General features: G+C 74.3%; 13 protein-coding genes and 1 pseudogene. 10 read left to right on the forward strand and 4 right to left on the reverse strand.

The features are described from left to right. Positions 1 to 22 precede the first annotated feature (22 nt). The gene (locus BLW04_RS14820; protein WP_091542725.1) at positions 23 to 1105 is read left to right on the forward strand and encodes an alkene reductase; all 1083 of its coding nucleotides are present in this window, start codon (positions 23 to 25) and stop codon (positions 1103 to 1105) included. Between the two features lie 47 nt (positions 1106 to 1152). On the opposite strand, the gene larA is transcribed toward BLW04_RS14820, so the two are convergent. Further along, positions 1153 to 2460, reverse strand: a complete 1308-nt coding sequence (larA, locus tag BLW04_RS14825; protein WP_254781579.1) for a nickel-dependent lactate racemase — start codon at positions 2458 to 2460, stop codon at positions 1153 to 1155. 116 nt (positions 2461 to 2576) lie between these two features. On the opposite strand from larA, the gene BLW04_RS14830 reads away from it, so the two are divergent. Next, positions 2577 to 4085, forward strand: coding sequence for a class I adenylate-forming enzyme family protein (locus BLW04_RS14830; protein ID WP_091542728.1), 1509 nt, complete (start codon positions 2577 to 2579; stop codon positions 4083 to 4085). Positions 4086 to 4141: 56 nt separating this feature from the next. Then, a pseudogene (locus BLW04_RS29665) lies at positions 4142 to 4420 on the forward strand (phosphotriesterase-related protein); the annotation flags it as partial. Positions 4421 to 4484: 64 nt separating this feature from the next. Here BLW04_RS29665 and BLW04_RS14840 read toward each other — a convergent pair. Together BLW04_RS14840 and BLW04_RS14845 are read right to left on the reverse strand one after the other, a co-directional pair. Then, positions 4485 to 4961, reverse strand: a complete 477-nt coding sequence (locus tag BLW04_RS14840) for a hypothetical protein (RefSeq protein WP_091542731.1) — start codon at positions 4959 to 4961, stop codon at positions 4485 to 4487. 180 nt (positions 4962 to 5141) lie between these two features. Continuing rightward, positions 5142 to 6113, reverse strand: coding sequence for a hypothetical protein (locus BLW04_RS14845; RefSeq protein WP_091542734.1), 972 nt, complete (start codon positions 6111 to 6113; stop codon positions 5142 to 5144). Positions 6114 to 6330: 217 nt separating this feature from the next. Here BLW04_RS14845 and BLW04_RS14850 point away from each other — a divergent pair, with 217 nt between their 5' ends. The 7 genes from BLW04_RS14850 (at position 6331) to BLW04_RS14880 (ending at position 17516) form a co-directional block, all read left to right on the forward strand. Next, entirely contained in the window at positions 6331 to 7125 is a 795-nt protein-coding gene (locus BLW04_RS14850; RefSeq protein ID WP_091542738.1) for a TetR/AcrR family transcriptional regulator, read from the forward strand. Positions 7126 to 7283: 158 nt separating this feature from the next. Next, complete coding sequence (locus BLW04_RS14855; protein ID WP_091542743.1) at positions 7284 to 8090, forward strand: DUF2382 domain-containing protein; 807 nt, start codon at positions 7284 to 7286, stop codon at positions 8088 to 8090. A 169-nt stretch (positions 8091 to 8259) separates the two neighbouring features. Further along, the gene (locus tag BLW04_RS14860) at positions 8260 to 8886 is read left to right on the forward strand and encodes a hypothetical protein (RefSeq protein WP_091542747.1); all 627 of its coding nucleotides are present in this window, start codon (positions 8260 to 8262) and stop codon (positions 8884 to 8886) included. Between the two features lie 232 nt (positions 8887 to 9118). Then, positions 9119 to 9349: a hypothetical protein gene (locus BLW04_RS14865; RefSeq protein WP_091542752.1), complete on the forward strand. Its 231-nt coding sequence runs from the start codon at positions 9119 to 9121 to the stop codon at positions 9347 to 9349. A 132-nt stretch (positions 9350 to 9481) separates the two neighbouring features. Then, the gene (locus BLW04_RS14870; protein ID WP_091542756.1) at positions 9482 to 15502 is read left to right on the forward strand and encodes a DUF4011 domain-containing protein; all 6021 of its coding nucleotides are present in this window, start codon (positions 9482 to 9484) and stop codon (positions 15500 to 15502) included. A 60-nt stretch (positions 15503 to 15562) separates the two neighbouring features. After that, positions 15563 to 16462, forward strand: coding sequence for an SMP-30/gluconolactonase/LRE family protein (locus BLW04_RS14875; RefSeq protein WP_091542759.1), 900 nt, complete (start codon positions 15563 to 15565; stop codon positions 16460 to 16462). An 88-nt stretch (positions 16463 to 16550) separates the two neighbouring features. Next, positions 16551 to 17516 carry an asparaginase gene (locus BLW04_RS14880; protein WP_139306857.1) on the forward strand — a complete coding sequence of 322 codons (966 nt, stop codon included), beginning with the start codon at positions 16551 to 16553 and terminating at the stop codon, positions 17514 to 17516. 67 nt (positions 17517 to 17583) lie between these two features. Here the strand turns inward: BLW04_RS14880 and BLW04_RS14885 are convergent, their stop codons facing one another. Next, entirely contained in the window at positions 17584 to 19437 is a 1854-nt protein-coding gene (locus tag BLW04_RS14885) for a metallophosphoesterase (RefSeq protein ID WP_254781581.1), read from the reverse strand. Position 19438 lies beyond the last annotated feature (1 nt).

Genomic DNA, 19438 nt, shown 5'->3' on the forward strand with positions numbered 1-19438 from the left:
ACGGCGTCCGGTTGGCCCCGACATGAACCTGTTCTCCGTCGTTACCCTCGGCGAGCTCCAGCTCGCCAACCGCGTCGTGATGGCACCGCTGACCCGGATGCGCTCCGGGGACGCCGGCGTCCCCGGCGACCTCGTCGTCGAGCACTACGCGCAGCGCGCCAGCCTCGGCCTGATCATCACCGAGGGCACCTACCCCAACTCCGAGTCGCAGGGCTTCGTCGGCCAGCCGGGCATCGTCACCGACGAGCAGGTGGCCGGCTGGCGCCGCGTCGCCGAGGCCGTCCACGCCCGCGGCGGGCGCATCGTGATGCAGGTGATGCACGCCGGGCGCGTCACGCACCCCGACGTCAACGGCGGCCGGCAGGTCGTCGGCCCGAGCGCGATCGCCATCGAGGGCGCCGGCCACACCTCCACGGGCAAGCAGGCCTACCCGGTCCCGCACGCGCTCAGCGTCGAGGAGTCCCGGGCCACCCTGGCCGACATCGTCGCCGCGGCGGAGCGCGCCGTCGAGGCCGGCCTGGACGGCGTGGAGGTGCACAGCGCCAACGGCTACCTGCTGCACGAGTTCCTGTCCCCGGCGTCCAACCAGCGCACCGACGTCTGCGGCGGCTCCCCGGAGAACCGGGCACGCTTCGTGGTCGAGGTCGTCACCGCCGTCGCCGAGGCGATCGGCGCCGGCCGGGTGGGGTTGCGCGTCTCCCCCGAGCACAACATCCAGGACGCCCTGGAGACCGACCGGGCCGACGTGCGGGCCACCTACGGCGCCCTGGTCGACCAGCTCCGCCCACTGGGGCTGGCCTACCTCAGCATCCTGCACAGCGAGCCTGCCGGGAAGCTGGTCCAGGAGCTGCGACAGCGCTTCGGCGGCCCGCTGATCGCCAACAGCGGCTTCGGCACCGTTACCACCCGCGCGGAGGCCGTGCAGCTCATCGAGGCCGCGCACGCCGACGCGGTCGCCGTCGGTCGGCTGGCCCTCGCCAACCCCGACCTGGTCAAGCGCTGGTCGGGCGAGCACCCGGAGAACGACCCGGACGCGGGGACGTTCTACGGCGCCGGCGCCGAGGGCTACACCGACTACCCGACGCTGGAGCTCAGCCGGCGCTGACCGGCCCGGATCCGGGGGGCAGAAATGGCCATGTCTGCCCCCCGGGATCAGCGGACGTAGGGGATGGTCTGCGGCCCCTCGGGGAGCACGCACACCCGGGCGTCGGGCCCGGCCTTCGCCACCGCCTCGGCGACGGTGGCCGCGATATCGGCCGTCTGCTCCAGGTGCGCCTCGGCGAGCTCGGCGTCCGACAGGTGCGAGGTGTGCATGACCACCCGGTGCGCGGACTGGATCCGGGCCTGGATCTGCACCTGCCACTGGTCGGGCACGGTCTTTTCCCGGGCATTGATCATCTCCACCAGCGCCTCCGGTGAGGTTGCGGAGGTGAGCACCTCGCGGTAGGATCCGTGGTCGGGGTAGCCGTCGGCGCACTCGGCGGCGCAGACGATCAGGCCGTCGGGCCTGGCCACCTGGGCGGCGGCGGACATTCCCTTCACCGACTGGTAGAGGTTCTGGTCCAGCGGAAAGCCCGCGCCCGAAGTGACGACGACGTCGAAGGGTGCGTCGACCGGGGCCATCGCGACCTCACGCGCCCGCTCGATGGCCACCGCGTGCATCTCCAGGATGTCCCCGCCGAACGCCGCGATCACCTCCTGCCGCTGGTTGAGGATCACGTCGAAGGCGTAGGTGACCCCGGTCGCCGCGGCGATCGCCCGGACGTCGTCGTGCACCGGGTTGCCCTGGGTGACCCCCCACGTGGCCCGCGGATCGCCGATCCGCTTGGCGTCGTGCAGCACGAGCACGGTGTCCAGCGCGGCCAGTCCCGGAGCGACCATCTTGGGGCCGCCGGAGAACCCGGCGAAGAAGTGCGGCTCCACGAAGCCGGTGGTCAGCCGGACGTCGGCGTCCACCCACTGCTCGTTGAGCCAGACCGGAACGCCGTCGCCGTAGGTGCCGACGAAGCGGTGCGTGTCGCTGGCCCGAGAGTCGTGGTTGACGATCCGCACCGAGTCGACGACGGCGTCGCCGAACATGGCGCGCAGCTCGGCCTCGGTGTTGGCCCGGTGGGTGCCGGTGGCGACCAGCACCACCACGTCGTCCAGGTCGACGATGCCGTCCAGCTCCTCCAGGACCGCCGGGATCATCAGGTCCCGCGGCTGGGCGCGGGTGCCGTCGCAGGCCGAGATCGCCACCGTCTGGCCGCGCTGCACCCGCTCCCGCAGCGGCGGCCCGGACACCGGCTCGCGCAGCGCTCGGCGCAGCTCCGCCGGGACGTCGGGCGCTGCCGTGTGCGGCACCGGGGTGATCACCGCGGCGCCGTCGGGCACCTCGATGGTCAGCCCGTCCCGCCCGTAGGCCAGGGTCACCTGCTGCATGCCGGCCTCCTCGTTCCGCGCCGTCGCGGATCGTTCCATTCCACCACCTGCGGGCCCGACGGGCCGATCGGGCCGGGCTGCTGGACAACGTCCGACCCCGACAGCCAGACTCCGCCCACGCTCAATGCCGACAATGACGTCAGCAGGAGGAACGCGTGGCCCAGCCCTTCGACACCGGCGGCATCGAGGCCGGCGCCGACGGCATCCGCCGCTACACCGGACTGCCGCAGAACCTCATCATCCTGCTGCGCGGCGCGGTGGACAGCCACCCCGACCGGACGGCGCTGGTCGAGCTCGGTGGCGAGCGCCTCAGCTACGCCCAGCTCTGGGAGCGGGCGACCCGCGTGGCCGGTGGGCTGCGCGCCGCCGGCGTGGGACGCGGCGACCGGGTGGCGAACCGACTGCCCAACGGCGTCGACTGGGTGCTCGGTTTCTGGGGGACGCTGCTGGCCGGCGCCGTGGCTGTGCCGGTCAACACCCGGTTCGCCGAGCCGGAGGTCGAGTACGTGGTCACCGACTCGGGGGCGACGGTCGTACTGGCGCCCGGCTCCCCGCTGCCCGACGGGGAGCCGCTCGTCGTCGACGACCAGCCGCACGGGGAGCTGGCCGGGATCTTCTACACCAGCGGGACGACGGGGTTCCCCAAGGGCGCGATGACCACCCACGAGAACTTCCTGTCCAACGTGGAGACGTGCCTGCGCTGCCTGCTGGGCACCGCCGACCGCGACGAGCACCTGACCACGCTCATCTCGGTGCCGCTGTTCCACGTCACCGGCTGCAACTCGCAGCTGCTGGTGCTCACCGCGATCGCCGGCACGTCGGTGATCATGCCCGCGTTCGACGTCCCGGCGTTCCTGCGGGCGATCGAGGACGAGCAGATCTCGGTGCTCACCACGGTCCCGGCGATCTACTGGCTGGCCCTGCAGCACCTGGACTTCCCGTCGATCGACACCTCCTCGGTGCGCGCACTGTCCTACGGGGGTGCCCCGATCGCGCCGGACCTGGTGCACCGGATCCAGGCCGCCTTCCCCACCGCCCGGGTCGGCAACGGGTTCGGGCTCACCGAGACCTCCTCGGTGTCGACCTACCTGCCGCACGAGTACGCCGTCGAGCACGCCGACTCCGTCGGGTTCCCGGCCCCGGTCGTGAACCTGCGGATCGAACGCCCGGACCCGGCGACCGGAGTGGGCGAGCTGCTGATCCGAGGCCCGCACATCGTGGCCGGCTACTGGCAGAAGCCGGAGCAGACCCAGGACACCTTCGTCGACGGCTGGTTGCACAGCGGCGACCTCGCCCGGATCGACGACGACGGGCTCGTCTACGTCGTCGACCGGAAGAAGGACATGATCAACCGCGGCGGGGAGAACGTGTACTGCGTCGAGGTGGAGAACGCCCTCGCGGCGCACCCCGCCGTCGGCGAGGTGGCGGTCGTCGGCGTCCCGGACTCGATGATGGGCGAGAAGGTGGGTGCGGTCGTCGTCCCGCGGGCCGGGCAGACGCTGGAGCCGGCCGACCTGCTCGCCTTCGCCCGCGAGCGGCTGGCGGACTTCAAGGTGCCCCAGTACGTCGTCGTGCGGCCCGACCCACTCCCACGCAACCCCGGTGGCAAGGTGCTCAAGCCCCCGCTGCGGGCCGGCACCGACTGGGGCGATCCCGCCCGCTGACCGCTCCGAGCGCAACCTGCGCGCCTGCGCGGCGGTGCACCGCGAGACCGCCCCCCATCACCGCGCACACCCCGTTGGCGGCCCGGGCCGGACGGGCTCTCTTGGACGCCTTCTGGCAGAAGAGCGTCGACCCCACCAAGGTGGTCATCGGGCATGCCGGGGACAGCAGCGACCTGGAGTACCTGACCGAGCTGGCCGACGCCATCCTGGGGATGAACCGCTTCGGACCGGACGTCTACAACCCCACCGAGTCCCGGGTCGGGACCATCGTGGCGCTGGCTGAGCAAGGGTGTGCCGACCGGATGGTGCTCGCCCACGACGCGAGTTGCTTCATCGACCACTTCCCCGGCGAGGCGCAACTGCCTCCCGGACCGAGTGGTCGGGGAGGCAGTTGCGGGTTCAGGCGGGACGGGGACCGGCGGGACGGGGGCCGGCGAGTTCCCGGAGCTGGCCGACGGCCGCGGCGTCCAGGGCGTCGGCGTCCCCGCGGGCGGCGGCGGCTCCCTGCTCGTCCAGCCAGGCGGTGTGCTCGTCCCAGGCCTGCGCCGGGGAGATGTCCAGTGCGGCGGCGATGTCGGCCCACTCCGCGCCGCCCCGCCGCGCGGCGCGGACACCGGCCTGGCGGCTGTCGTGCGCCTTGCGGGCCACGACCTCCCCCAGCGCCAGCAGCTCCAGCGCCTCGTCGACGTCCAGCGTGGTGGTGGCCTCCTTGATGGCGGCCCAGTCGTCGTCGTCATCCGCGGCGTCGTTGGGGGCGTCGATGACGTGGTTGTCCCGGCGGCTCAGAAAATCCAGCCGGGTCACCGCGGTCACCAGGGAGAACTCGCTCTCCAACACCGCGGGGACGTTGCGCGCGACCTCTGGAACGGTGCTCATGATGGGTCAGGATGCCCGGTGACCGGCGTCCGGAACGTGTTCGTGACGTTCCTCTCCCCGGTGGACCGGCACCGCACCGTTCGCCGCTGCCGCTGCGTGTACGGCTCCGGACAGCGGGCGAGCATGCGACGGGGCCCGCACCCGGATCGGGTGCGGGCCCCGCAGCGGGAGCGGTGCAGGTCAGTCGGCGATGCCGACGGCCTCCTTGGCCAGCCCGGCCACGGTGGTCTGCGCGGCGCTGATCACGCTGGTCCGGTTCTTGTGGGTCTCCTCGTACCGGATGACCACCCGGACGTCGTGGGCGCTGGTCAGCTCCTTGACGGCCTTGGCCGCATCGGAGGTCGACAGCGAGTCGTAGCCCTTGATCGGCAGCTCGTCGGCGGCGACGTCGCCGAGCTCCTCGCGGGCGGCCTTGGCGGTGTCGGCGGCGGTGCGGTTGCCGTCACGGCGAGCGATCCGCTCGGCGCGACGCAGCGAGGCGCTGCGGCCGACCGTGAGCGTCTCGCGGACGGCGCCGGTGAACTGGGCGGCCTTGCCGGCCACGGTGCTCACCCGCTCCTCGGTCTCCTCGCCGACCTGCTGCACCGAGTCGACGGCGCGGTTGACGGTGTTGGCCGCGAAGCGCACCGGCAGGTTGGCCAGGCGGGTGGCGCCACCGGCGACCCGCTGCAGCGGAGTGGCCCGCAGGGCCGCGGGGCCACCGAGGGCTTCCTCGGCCAACACGACGGTCAGCCACTCGACAGTGGCGGTGTGCGCGGTGATCAGCCGCTCGGCGAGGGCGTTGACCTTCGTCTGCTTCGCGGTATCGGCGAGCACCTTGAGGTAGGTGGCGCGGTCGACGAGCTGGTGCTCGAGGGAGAGGTCCTGCAGCAGGGCCTCCTCGATCGGCGCGGCCTGGTCGAAGGTGGCCTTGACCAGGGCGCCGAGGCGGCCGAGCGCGGGGGTGACGACGTCGGCGACGCCACCGAGGTCGCGCAGCTGCGCGGTGATGGCCCGCGAGCGTTCCGCGGCGTGGTCGGCGTTCTGGGTCAGCTCGCGGCGGACGGCGTCGGTGCGCGCCTGGCCGATACGGACGCGGGCGATCTGCTCCTCGGTCTGCGTGAGCAGCAGGAGGGCGCGCAGCTGGTTGATGAGCGGGGTCGTGTCGGTCATGAGAACTCCAAGGTGGGACGGGGATGACCTGACTGTCGTGTCATGCCCCGTCCCGGCGCCCTGCTAACTAAAGCAAGCACATTGCTAGCAGTGTCTCCGGTCACATGAGTGCTGATGAGCTGCCCCGCCCGGGGTAGTTCACCGCTCCCACCTCCGCGTACGGCGAGCCGAGGGCGGACAGTGGGGGGCCGGGAACGCGGCACGACGGAGGGCGACGATGACCACGAGTGACGACGATCTCGATCCCGACCTGGTGGCGGTGACCCGGGGCACCGACGCCGCCGCCGCACTGACCCGGCCACCGGGCCTGGACCGGGAACGCATCCTGTGGACCGCCGTCGAGTTCATCGACCGGCACGGACTGGCCGCGCTCACCATGCGCCGCCTCGGCGCCCAGCTCGGCGTGGAGGCGATGGCTCTGTACCGCTACGTCCCCGGCCGCGAGGACCTGCTCGACGGCGTGGTGGACAGCGTCGTGGAGACCCTGTTCGACAACGAGGATGGCGACGACCTCTACATCGAGGACCACAGCGGCTGGCAGGACTACCTCATGAAGCTGGCGCACGGCGTGCGGCGTATCGCCCTCGCCCACCCGTCGGTCTTTCCGCTCGTCGCCAGCCGGCCACCGGCCGCCCCGTGGGTGCGCCCGCCGTTGCGCAGCCTGCGGTTGGTCGAGTCCTTCCTCGGCACCCTGACCGACAGCGGCTTCTCCGACCAGGCCGCCGTGGCCGCCTACCGCGCCTACTCCAGCTTCCTGTTAGGGCACCTGCTGCTGGAGGTCACCCAGCTCGGCGCGCAGGTGAGCCTGCTCGACCAGCCCGAGGGTGACCCGAAGGCACAGGCGGCCACCGACCTCGACAGGCACCCGAACCTGCTGCGCACCGAGCCGCTGTTGTCGCAGAACAAGTCGGCGGCCGAGTTCGAGGAGGCGCTGGAGAACCTGCTGGACCGGCTGACCGGGGTGCTCCACGAGGCCAAGAACTCCGACGACGGATCGGTCATGGACCTGTAGGAGGCACCCCGCCGGATCGGCCACGGTCCGATGGCGCAGGAATTGTCGCCGCGGGCAGTTTACGGCGTAAACGAGACGGGCACCCAGGCCTTCGGCGAGGGACGGCGCACCGGCGCGGTCCCCTCCGACCAGCCGACCCAGTTCCGGAGGACACGCGCATGATCACGACCCAGGACGTCAACCGCATCATCGGCACCAACGCCGTCGACAGCGACGGCAGCAAGCTCGGCAAGATCGGCCAGGTGTACCTGGACGACCAGACCGGTCGCCCGGAGTGGGCCACCGTCAGCACCGGCATGTTCGGCACCCAGGAGAGCTTCGTGCCCCTGGCCGAGGCCGAGATCGCCGGCGACAGCCTGCGCGTCCCCTACGACAAGGCGCGCGTCAAGGACGCGCCCCGCGTCGACGCCGAGCAGGGCCACCTCTCCCCCGAGGAGGAGGCCGAGCTCTACCGCTACTACGGCGTCACCGGCCAGACCTCGGGCGTGGACACCGACACCACCGCCGGGTACGTCGACACGACCACCACCGACACCAACCGGCACGGGACCGTCGGCCACGACACCTCCGGGCCCACCACCGACGACGCGATGACGCGCTCGGAAGAGCAGCTCCGCGTCGGCACCCAGCGGGTCGAGGCCGGTACGGCCCGGCTGCGCAAGTACGTCGTCGAGGAGCAGGTCAGCCAGACGGTGCCCGTCTCCCACGAGGAGGTGCGCATCGAGCGCGAGCCCATCACCGATGCCACCGTCGGCGACGCCCTGTCCGGCCCGGCCATCTCCGAGGAGGAGCACGAGGTCGTCCTGCACGCCGAGCGCCCGGTCGTGGCCAAGGAGGCCGTGCCGGTCGAGCGCGTGCGGCTGGACGTCGACACGGTCGTCGACCAGGAGACCGTCACCGACACCGTGCGCAAGGAGCAGATCGAGGCCGACGGCGTCGACACCACCGGCACCAACCGCCGCTGATCTCCCCCGGCGCCGCGACCGCGACGCCGCCGCATCACCGGACCAGCCGGCCCCCGTCGCCACACCGACCGGGGCCGGCTTGCCCGGGCCGGCGCGCACGGCCTCCGCCCGCCCGGCGCCCCTCCCGCCCGGCGCCCCTCCCGCAATGACATCCCAGGAGCACACCCTCATGGCCAGCAGCGTCCCGTCGGACGACGACCGCACCCTCACCACCTCCCAGGCCGGTGCCCGCGCCTCGCGCGGCCCGGGCCGCGACGCCGTCGCCGCCCAGCACGACCGCTTCGGCGGCATCAAGTGGGGCGCGGCCTTCTTCGGCTGGCTGTCGGCCAACGGCCTCGCCGTCCTGCTCATCGCGCTGATCTCCGCTGCCGGGGTGGCCATCGGCCTGACCCAGGGCGTGCCCTCGGCCGGCGAGGCCACCTCGAACGCCGGCGGCATCGGCATCGGCGGCGGCATCGCGCTGCTCGTCGTGCTCTTCCTCGCCTACCTGGCCGGTGGCTACGTCGCCGGCCGGATGGCCCGCTTCGACGGCATCCGCCAGGGCATCGCCGTGTGGGTCATCGGCCTGGTCATCGTGATCATCCTGGCCGTGCTCGGCGTCGTCTTCGGCTCGAAGTACAACGTGCTCTCCCAGCTGAACCTGCCGCGCATCCCGGTCGACGAGGGCACCGCCACCACCGCCGGCATCATCGCCCTGGTCGCCGTCCTGCTGGTCACGCTGATCGGCGCAATTCTCGGTGGCAAGCTCGGCGACCGGTTCCACCGCAAGGTCGACCGCGCGGGCTTCGACGTCTGAGTCCCCCGCACCACCGCGCAGTACCTGTACCGCCGTCGCTGGCCGGGAGTATGGCCAGCGACGGCGGTACAGCTGCGTCCGGGGCCGGCCCCGCGCGGCCGAAGTGGCCACTTCGGCCGCGCGGGGGCCGGGTCGCACGGGGCGGGTGTGACGCCTGGGCCGGTGCGGTGCACGATCGGTGCTGAGGCGCGGATTGCCTACAGTTCGCCGCCCGGCTGCCGAACCTCCCCCCATGGGGTTCACCTACCGCACGGCCCGCGCCGTGATGATGGTCGGGTCCATGACGGCCGCGGGCGGCCCCACGCCGCGGCTGATCGGTCCGGCCCACGCGACGATCGGCACGACGGTGCGCAAGGCACTGTGCGGCGCCTACGTCGCCCGCGACGAGGACGTCGCCTGGCCACCGGGGGCGACCGTGGTCGACTCGCTCTGCCCGATGTGCAGCGAGCTCGCCCTGCTCTGAGCCAGGGCGCCGACCCCGCCCGGCGCGGTCGCGGAGAGCTCGCCAACCCCCTCGGGCACCAGCAGTCACAGGCACCTCGGGCGTCCGCCCAGCCTGCCGGGAACGGTTCGTCCGTGCCGGTACACAAGGAGCATGGGCGACACCGCTGACCTGCAGCCGAGCACCGGCACGACCGCGCCGGCCGGGGTCTCGATCGAGCTGACGGCCATCCCGGTGCTGAGTTCCGCGCTGGCGCACAGCGCCGTGCCGGTCGTCTCCCGCCTCGCTCTCACCAGTGACGCAGACGTGCGCGGCGCCGTCGTCCGGCTCACCGTGACCGACGCCCAAGGGCCGATCGGCGAGCCGGTGGAAGTGCTCATCGACCTCACGGCGGGCCGGACGACGGTGCGCGGGGACGTCGGGCTCACCCTCGACCCGGCCGCGATGCGCGCCGTTCCGGAGCGCCGCCCGGGCTGGGTCCGGGTCGAGGTCACCGCGGACGGCCGGCTGCTGGGCCGGCGCCGGGTTCCGGTGCACGTGCTCGCCGCCGGCCAGTGGCTGGCCACCCCGGCGCCGTTGGCGCTGGAGATGCTCGCCGCCCATGTCCAGCCCGCGCACCCCGCGGTGCGTGTCCTGCTCGACGACGCCGCCGGCCTGCTCGAGGAGCGCACCGGCAACGCCAGCACCGAAGGCTCCGCTGCCGGTCCCGCGCGGGTGGATCAGATCGTCGCCGCCCTCGCCGAGGCGCTGCGCCGCCGCGCCGTCCGGCACAGCGCGGCGCCGGCCAGCTGGGCCGACATCGGCCAGCTCGTCCGCACCCCCGGCGAGGTCCTGGACGGGCGCGTCGGCACCTGCCTGGACACCGTGGTGACCCTCGCCTCGGCCTGCGAGCGGGCCGGCATCCGGACGCTGCTGTGGCTGGTGGAGTCCTCGGGCACCGGCCGGGACGGTGAGAGCGCCGCGTTCCTCGGCTACTGGCGTGAGGAGCGCAACGCCGACTGCGCGGCCACCACCACCACCACCGACGTCGCGGCGCTGGTGAACTCCGTCGACCTCGGCCGGATTCGGCTGGTGGAGACCACGCTGCTCACCGACCGCGGCTGCCCCGGCGTGGACCTGCACCGCCCGCCGTACGCCGCCTGGCTGACCGGCGACCTCGGCCGGGTCCTCGGGGTCACCGACGTGCACCGCGCCCGTACCCAGGGCATCCGGCCGCTGCCGACGCCGGACGCCGACGGCAGCCCGGACATCGTGGAGCAGCGGACGGCGCGCCTGCCGGCGTGGCAGGACGTGCTGCTGGACCTGAGCCCGCGCAACCGGCTGATCGACTTCCCCGAGCGCGCCGGCCTGGCGCTGACCGTGCCGCCGGACGCGCTGGCCGTTCTCGGGCGGCTCCTGCACACCGGCGCCCCGGTGACCCTGCTGCCCGGCGACCGGATGTGCGTCCCCGCCCGGGAGCGTGGGGTGCGCTCAGCCCGCGACCTGCCGGCCGAGCAGCTGACCGAGCTGCTGGCCACCCGCCGGACGGTGCACTCCGACGTCCCGGACGCCGGCCACCTCCCCCGGCTGCGCGGTCTGGCGCACCAGGCCCGGACGGGCGCCGAGGAGACCGGGGCCAACGACCTGTTCCTGGCCCTGGGCTCGCTGGCCTGGGCGCTGGACGGCCGCCCCGTGCGCTCGCCGCTGGTGCTGGTGCCCGTCGTCCTCACCCCGACCTCCCGGAACGGTGGCTACCGCCTCGGCCTGGACGAGTCCGGCACGAGCACACCCAACGGGTGCCTGCTGGAGCTGCTCCGCCGGCGGCACGGGCTGACCGTGCCCGGCATGGCGACCCCCGGTGAGGACGGGGTCGGCATCGACCTGGACGCCGCCCTCGCCGCACTGCGGACGGCGCTGGCCGAGCACGGGCTGCCCTTCCGGGTGGAGCCGACCGCCGAGCTGGCCGTCCTGCCGTTCGCGGCGTACCGGCGGTGGAGGGACCTCGACGAGCACGGCACCGAGCTCGCGGCGGGCCCGCTGGTCGCCGCCCTGGCACATGCCCCGGACCAGCCGTTCACCGACCCGGCTGCCGGCACTGCCGACCCGACGGAGCTCGACGAGCTCGCCGCCCGGTGCCCGCTCCCGGCCGACGCCGCGCAGCTGCGCGCGCTGGCCGAGGCCGGCGCCGGCCGGACCTTCGTGCTGGAGGGCGCGCCCGGCACCGGCAAGTCCCACACCATCACCAACCTGCTCGCCCGGGCCGTCGCCGACGGCAAGCGGGTGCTGTTCGTGGCCGGGAAGCGCACCGCCCTGGACGTCGTCGCCCGGCGGCTGGACGCCGTCGGCATGGGCCCGTTCGCCCTCGACCTGCACGGCGAGGGCAGCCGGCCGGCCGCGGTGCGCGCCCAGGTGCGGGCCGCGCTGGAGCATGCCGTCGAGGCGGACGCCGCGGGTCTGGCCGCCGACACCGAGAGCCTGCGCACGGCCCGCCGCGAGCTCGCCCGATACGCCGACCAGCTGCACGCGGCCAACGGCGCCGGGCTCTCGTACTACTCCGCGCGCACCGGGGCGCTGGCCGCCGGGACCGACGTCCCGGCGCTGCCGATGCCGGCCGCGTTCGTCGCCGACGCCACGCCCGAGACGATGACCGCGGTGCGCCGTGCCCTGGCGCTGCTGCCCGACATCGCCGACCTGGCCCGCCCGTCCACCGGGCACGCCTGGGCGTTCATCGACACGATGCACGTCGACATCACCGCCGTGCAGCAGGCCGCGGTCTCGGTCGACCGGGCCGTCCGGGAGCTGCCCGGCGAGGGCGCGCTGGCCGCAGTGGTGCGTGCCGCCCGGACGCCGGAGCACCTGGAGGCGCTCGTGCACCTGCTCACCGGCCCGAAGGTCACCCTCGAGGTGCTCGACGAGGTTCGCACCGAGCGGTGGTCGGCGGCTGCGGCCACGGTCACCGCCGAGGTCGCCGCGCTGGTCGGGGCGACGCACCCCGGCTTCGACGTCGCCACCCCGGCCGCGCTCGGCCTGCCGCTGGGCCAGTTGTTCGTCGACGCCCAGGCCGCCGCCGCTGCTGGCTGGCTGCGTCGGCGAGCCCGGCTGGCCCCCGTCCGGACGGCGCTGGGCCCCACGCTGCGGCCCGGCGCGAAGGTCCGCCGCGCCGACGTCCCCGCACTGACCGCGGCGCTGCGCCGGGTGCAGGTCGCGGTGCGCACCGCCGCCCAGCGCGCCACCGCCGTCCCCGGCCTGCGGGTGCCGGCCACCTGGAACCCGTTTTTCGACAACGGCCGCTTCCTGCTCGAGGCGGAGGTGAGCTGGCTGCGCCGCGCGGCCGCCGCCGTGGACGGCGACACCGGGTTCGCCGGCGCGCTGCGCCGCTTCCTCTCCAGCGGCCCGGTGGCCGACGGAGCCGCCGCCGACCTGGTCGGCCGGCTCCGGAACGCACTGTCGGCGCTGATGACCGCCTGTTCGACCAGCTCCGCGCAGTGGGCTGCGTGGAGCGGCGACGGCTTCGTGCTGCGCTGGACGATGACCCGCCCCGAGCGCGGCGTCGAGTACACCCATCCCGTGTCGCTGCGCCGCTGGGTGAGCCTGCTGGACACCCTCGAGCCGCTCCGCGACGCCGGCCTGGTCGAGGCGCGGCGGGCCCTGCTGTCCGGGGTGATCCAAGCCGAGGACGCGGTGCGGGCCTTCGACCGGGGTCTGGCCGACGTCTCCGGCACCGAGCGCCGCGACGCCACCGGGCTGAGCGCCTTCGACGGCCGTCGGCACCAGGCGGCGGTCGCCCGGTTCACCGCCGCGTCCCGCGCCGTCCGCCGGCACCTGGTCGCCGCGCTGCCGGCGGGCGTGCTCGCCGACCGGCCGGTCGCCGGCCAGCAGGTCGCCGCGCTGCAGCGCGAGCTGGACCGCGGCGGGCTGGGCGTGCGTGGCCTGCTGGCCGCCCACGGCGAGCTGATCACCGCGGTGACGCCGTGCGTGCTGGCCGGCCCGGACGACGTCGCCCGCTTCCTTCCCGCCGTCCGCGGGCTGTTCGACCTCGTGGTCATCGACGAGGCCTCGCAGCTCCGGGTCGCCGACGCCGTCGGCGCGCTGGGTCGGGCGAGCGCCGCGGTCGTGGTCGGGGACAGCCGGCAGCTGCCGCCGACGTGCTCCCCCGCACCGGCCGTCGCCGGGGAGCCGGCCGACGACGCCGGCGCGGTCGGCGACGAGGAGTCCGTCCTCGCCGCGTGCCTGCGGGCCGGCGTGCCGCGGCGGGAACTGACGTGGCACTACCGCAGCCAGGACGAGTCGTTGATCGCCTTCAGCAACGCCCGGTACTACCGCTCCCGGCTGTCGTCGTTCCCGGCGCCGGCGGCAGACGGCCCCTCGGCCCGCCCCGACGGGCACGGGGTGTCCCTGGTGCAGGTCGGCGGCACCTTCCACCGCACCGGCATGGCCCGGCTGTTGCGCACCAACCCGGTGGAGGCCTCCGCGGTGGTGTCAGAGGTGCTGCGCCGCTTCGACGCCTGCGCCGTCGGGCTGCCCTCGATCGGCGTGGTCGCCTTCTCCACCGCGCAGCGGGCGCACATCGAGGACCTGCTCCGCGACTGCGGGGACGACCGGGTGCTCGAGGCGCTGGCGCGCACCGACGGCGAGGGTCTGTTCGTCAAAGACCTGGAGAGCGTGCAGGGCGACGAGCGCGAGGTCGTGCTGCTCTCCACCGCCTTCAGCCCGGACGCCCGCGGCCGGCTGCCACTGGACTTCGGCCCGCTCAACCGGGCCGGTGGTGAGCGCCTGCTCAACGTGGCGGTCACCCGCGCGCGCCGTCAGGTGATCGTGTTCTCCTCCTTCGCGCCGGAGCAGCTGCGCGCCGAGGACACCGCGTCGACCGGCATCGCACACCTGCGCGCCTACCTCGACCTGGCCGGCCGCGGCGTGGACGCGCTGCCCCGCGCCGTCCGCCCGGCCGGGGCCGCCGACCGGCACCGTGAGGAGGTCGCCGCGGCGCTGCGCTCCCGCGGGCTGGTCGTGTGCACGGACGTCGGGCTGTCGGAGTTCCGCGTCGACCTGACCGTCGCCCGCGCCGCCGCGCCGGACGCCCCGGTGCTCGCCGTGCTGCTCGACGGCCCGGCCTGGGCCGCCCGCCGCACCGTGGGTGACCGGGACGGGCTGCCCGTCGACGTGCTGTCCGGGCTGCTCGGGTGGCCGGCGGTCGAGCGGGTCTGGCTGCCGTCCTGGTTGACCGGCCGGAACGCGGTGCTCGACCGGCTGGTCGCCGCGGTGGAGGCCACTCCCCCGCCGCCGCCGGGTCCGGGTCTGCGCCGGCCGGTCCGCCGTCCGGCCGCCGCGACGGCGCCGCGTTCGGCCCCGGCCCCGCGTCCGGCCTCGGAGCCGGCCTTCGTCGCTGCCCAGCCTTCCTCGGGGCCCATCCCGGTGCAGGGCCGGCCGCTGCAGCCGGCACGGTCGGTGCTGGCGTTCTCCGGCGCGCCGGCGACCACGGTCGCCGTCCCGGCGCTGTCGCTCGTGCCGGCGCTGGCGGCGCCGGTCCTCGCATCGGTTCCGGTGCCGGCGGCTGTGGAGCCGACCCCGGCCACGGTCCCGGAGCCGGTGGAGGCGCCGGCTGCCCGGGTCGCCCGGGTCCGGAAGCCCGCGCCCGTCGCGGCACCGCTGGACGACGAGCTGCCCTTCGTGGTGTGGACGCCGAAGCCGGCCGGGGACAGGAAGGTGCTCGACTCCCTCGCCGACGCCAAGGCGGCCCGCGCGGTGCGCCGGGTGCTGACCGCGGGCGTCAAGGCCGAGGGACCGGTGCACGTCGACCGGCTGGTGAAGGCCACCGCGGCGGCGTTCGGCCTGACCCGGGTGACCGCGGCCCGGCGGACGGCGCTGCTCGCGCTGCTGCCCGAGGGGGTCGTCACCGACGACGTCGCGTGGCCGGCCGACCTCGACCCGTCGTCCTGGCGCTTCTTCCGGCGTCAGGCCGCCAGCGGCGACCGGTCACTGGACCAGGTCGCCCCCGAGGAGATCGGCAACGCGATGGCCGGGCTCTGCCGGGCCCGCGGCGGGCTGGCCGCGGACGAGCTCTTCCTGCGCACGGTCGAGGTTTTCGGGCACCGGCGCCGCACGCCGGCGCTGCTGCCGGTGCTGGACGCCGCGCTGGTTGCGGCGGTGACGTCCGGCCGGCTCACCGAGGCCGCGGGCGGGCGCTTCACCACCTGAGCCCGGACCGGCCATTGCGGCCACTGTGGCCGCTCCGGGGATCACTCGTAGGGTCCGGCCATGGCGACACGACAGCTCACGACCCTCTTCACCGGCGGCTCGTATTTCGAGGGCCCGCGCTGGCACGACGGCACCTGGTGGGTGTCTGACTTCTACCGGCAGCAGGTCAGCCGGATCACCCCGGACGGCGGGGAGACCGTCGTGGTCACCGTCGAGCAGCAGCCCTCGGGGCTGGGCTGGCTGCCGGACGGCTCGCTGGTCATCGTCTCGATGAAGGACCACCGGCTGCTGCGCTTCGCCGACGGCGAGCTGTCCACGTTGGCCGACCTGACCGACCACTGCGGCGGCCACCTCAACGACTGCGTCGTCGACGATGCGGGGCGCGTGTTCGTCGGTGACTTCGGCTTCGACCTGATGGGCGGCGGGGACGGCGCGCCGGCGTCGCTCAAGCGGGTCGACCCCGACGGCACGGTCACCGTCGTCGCCGACGGCCTGCAGTTCCCCAACGGCGCGGTGATCACTCCCGACGGCGGCACTCTGATCGTCGGCGAGACGCTGGGCAACCGGTTCACCGCCTTCGACCTGGCCGCCGACGGCTCGCTGGGCAACCGCCGGGTGTGGGCCGAGCTCGGGCCGGAGGTGACCGGAACCGGGACCGAGGAGGTGCTCAGCCAGCTGAAGACCGCCCCGGACGGCTGCACCCTGGACGCCGAGGGCCACATCTGGGCCGCGGACGCTGTGGGCGGCCGGGTGGTCCGGGTGGCGCCCGGAGGCGCGATCGTCGAGTCGATCGCCGCCCCCGAGGGCCAGGGCGTCTTCGCCTGCGCCCTCGGTGGGGACGACGGCCGCACCCTGCTGCTGTGCTGCGCGCCGGACTTCTTCGAGCACAACCGGGCGCCGGTGCGCGAGGCACTGCTGGTGACGACACGGGTCGACGTCCCGCACGCCGGGCGTCCGTGAACTGACGCCGGAAGTGGTCGCTGCCCACCACCGAGCGGAGGAGCGCCAACAGCTGCACAAGGCCTGCGCCGCGACCTACGCTGCGCCGATGACCCGGCCCCTGCGCATCGTCCTGCTGGCCACGGGCGGCACCATCGCCTGCACCACCACCACGGGCGTGGCGGTGAAGACCCTGCGAGCCGCGGACCTGCTGGCCACCGTGCCCGCCCTGCCCGGGGTCGAGGTACAGGGCAGCGACTTCGGGCTGACCTCCAGCTGGGACCTGACGCCGCCGACCATGCTGGAGGTGGCGCACCGGGTCGAGGAGCTGCTCGTCGAGCACGATGCGGTGGTCGTGAGCCAGGGGACGGACACCCTGGAGGAGACGGCCGCACTGTTGTCCTTCGCCGTCCGCTCGCCGCGGCCGGTGGTGGTGACCGGGGCGATGCGGGCCAGTGACGAACCGGGCGCCGACGGGGCACGGAACCTGCAGGCCGCCCTCCTCGTAGCGGCCCACCCGGACGCAGCGGGCCGCGGTGCGCTGGTGGTCCTCGACGACGACGTGCACCGCGCGGTCACGGTGACCAAGCGGCACAGCAGTACGACCTCGACGTTCGGCAGCCCGAACGCGGGTCCGGTCGGGCTCGTACACGGCGACCGGGTGATCTTCGTGGCACCGCCGTCACCCCTGACCCGGTACGACGTCGTCCACGCGGCGGCCGACGTGCCGCTGCTGGTGGTGGCCGCGGGTGCGCCCCGGCGGGTGCTGGAGGCCGCGGTCGCCGGCGCCGACGGCCTGGTCGTCGCCCGGTTCGGACTCGGCCACGCCCCCGCGGCCTGGATGCCGGTGCTCGGGGCGGCCGTCGACGCCGGTATGCCGGTGGTGATGGCATCCCGCACGGGGGCGGGACCGGTGGGCGGCCGGTACGCCGGGCCCGGTGGGGACCTCGACGTCGCCGACCGCGGTCTGTTGTCGGCCGGCCTGCGCTCCCCCGCCACCGCCCGCATCGAGCTGATCTGCGCGCTGGGGGCCGGCGCGGACCCGGTCGAGGCGTTCGCCCGCACCCTGCCGTGACCTCTGGGCCGTGGCGGCCCCACTTCACTTGTGGCCATAGTGGCAGCCCAGGGCGCCCCGGGCGCGCTCAGCGGGGCCAGGGGCGCTCCGCGCCGAGGCCGAGCTCGGTGCCACAGGTGCGGTCGTCCGCCACGTCCTGCGGCCGGAAGTAGACCGTCGAGGCGGTGACGTCGTTGCCGTAGGCCTGCGGGCTGAAGATGTCCCCCGGGGCCGCGTCCGTCGCGCCCGACCCCATGTCCTCCAGCGTGATCGAGAAGCGGACGACCCGGGTGAACTGGCAGTCCGCGCCGACCGACTCGATGCTGAACTCGATCGGCGGACGCTCGATGCCCCGCACGATGTTGTCCAGCCCACCGGCCCCGGTGGAGCCCTCCAGCAGGTCGATCGCGGTGCCGTCCTGGATCTCGTCGGCGGCGTTCTGGCTGTGCCCGTGGCCGGACACGGTCTGCCGGACCTGCCCGCGCAGCACGTCGCGCAGCGCCTCGGCCTGCACCGGTTCGTGGGTGGCGAACAGGTCGACCGGTCCGACGCCGGGCGGGCCGGCGGGGGTGTCGGAGGTCGGGCCGGTGGGGGTCCCGTCGGCCACCTGCGGGTCGGGCAGGGTGGGCTCGGACAGGGACGGGTCGGTCAGCGACGGCTCGGCGGGACCGGTGGTGACAGCGGTGGTGTCCTCGTCGTCGCCCTCGCTGTCCTGCCCCACGGCGTCCTCGACGGCGGCGCGCTCCAGCGGGTCGGTGACGTCCGGGGCGTCGGCGCCGTAGGCGCCCGTGGCGCCGTACACGCGCGGGTCCGACAGCCCGGCGATGGTGAGCCCGTAGGCGTCCACGACGCCGGCGGTGACGGCGTACCCGTCGCCGGTGGCGGTCTTGGTGCCCAGCACGGTCACGCCGGGGATGCCGCGGAGCACGTCGACGGTGGCGGGTGAGCCGTGGTTGCCGGCCAGCCAGAGCATCGGGGTGGTGGCGGTGACGGTGCGCAGCGCGTCGAGGTAGGCAGGCGTGAGCTCCTCACGGGTGCCGAACTCGCTCTCGTCGCCGGTGTTGACGATCAGGTCGACGCCGTAGCTGGCGGCGTACTGGCCGACCAGGGGGTAGTTGGCGGCCAGGTGCATGTCGGAGATGAGCATGATCTGCAGCGCGGTCTCCGGCGCCTGATCCTCGATCTGCGCCTGCAGTGCGGACTGGATGCCGATCACCGACCCGAGCACGTCGAAGGCCTTGGACTGCTGGCTGTAGTAGGCCGACAGCTGGCCAGGGAACAGCTGCGCGGCGGCCAGGGTGCCGGTCAGACGGGACTCGCGGGCCCAGTGGGGGTTGTAGCTGACCGCGCCGTAGACGGCGACGGCCAGAGTGACCAGGACGGCGGCGCCCAGCTGGAGCGCCCGGTGCCGCAGCTCGCGCGGCCGGCGCGGGGTCCCGCGCAGGTAGCGCAGCGACATGTTGATCAGGGCAGCGATGGCCAGGCCGATCGCCAGCCCGATGAGGAGCTCGCCGATCAGCCAGCCGGCGATCCGCGGGACCAGGTCGGTGACACCGGCCTGGAGACGGGTGACGAAGCCGGGCATGTCGCCGCCGGCCAGCTTCGTGAGCTGCAGGACGTCGACGTCCTCAGGGCTGATGTGGACGCCGATCGGCAGGCCGACGAAGTCGGGGAACTCCCAGCTGCCCAGCGTGGTGTCGGCCGAGAGCGTGGTCCGGTGCAGGAGCGTGCCCTGCACCTCGAACGGGATGCCCTGCACGGTGGCGTGGTACGGAAAGGCCTGCAGGACGGCGGCGGCGCAGAGCAGCGGGAGCGCCAGGCGGAGTACCCAGCGGGCGAGGAACTGCGCCACCGTCCCGGTGACGCGCCCGGCCGTGCGCAGGCCGGCCCAGGCGCTGCTCGAGGCGGCCCGCAGAGATCCGTCGTCCTGGTTGGCTGCCATC

The organism is Modestobacter sp. DSM 44400, from assembly GCF_900107175.1.
GTDB lineage: Bacteria > Actinomycetota > Actinomycetes > Mycobacteriales > Geodermatophilaceae > Modestobacter.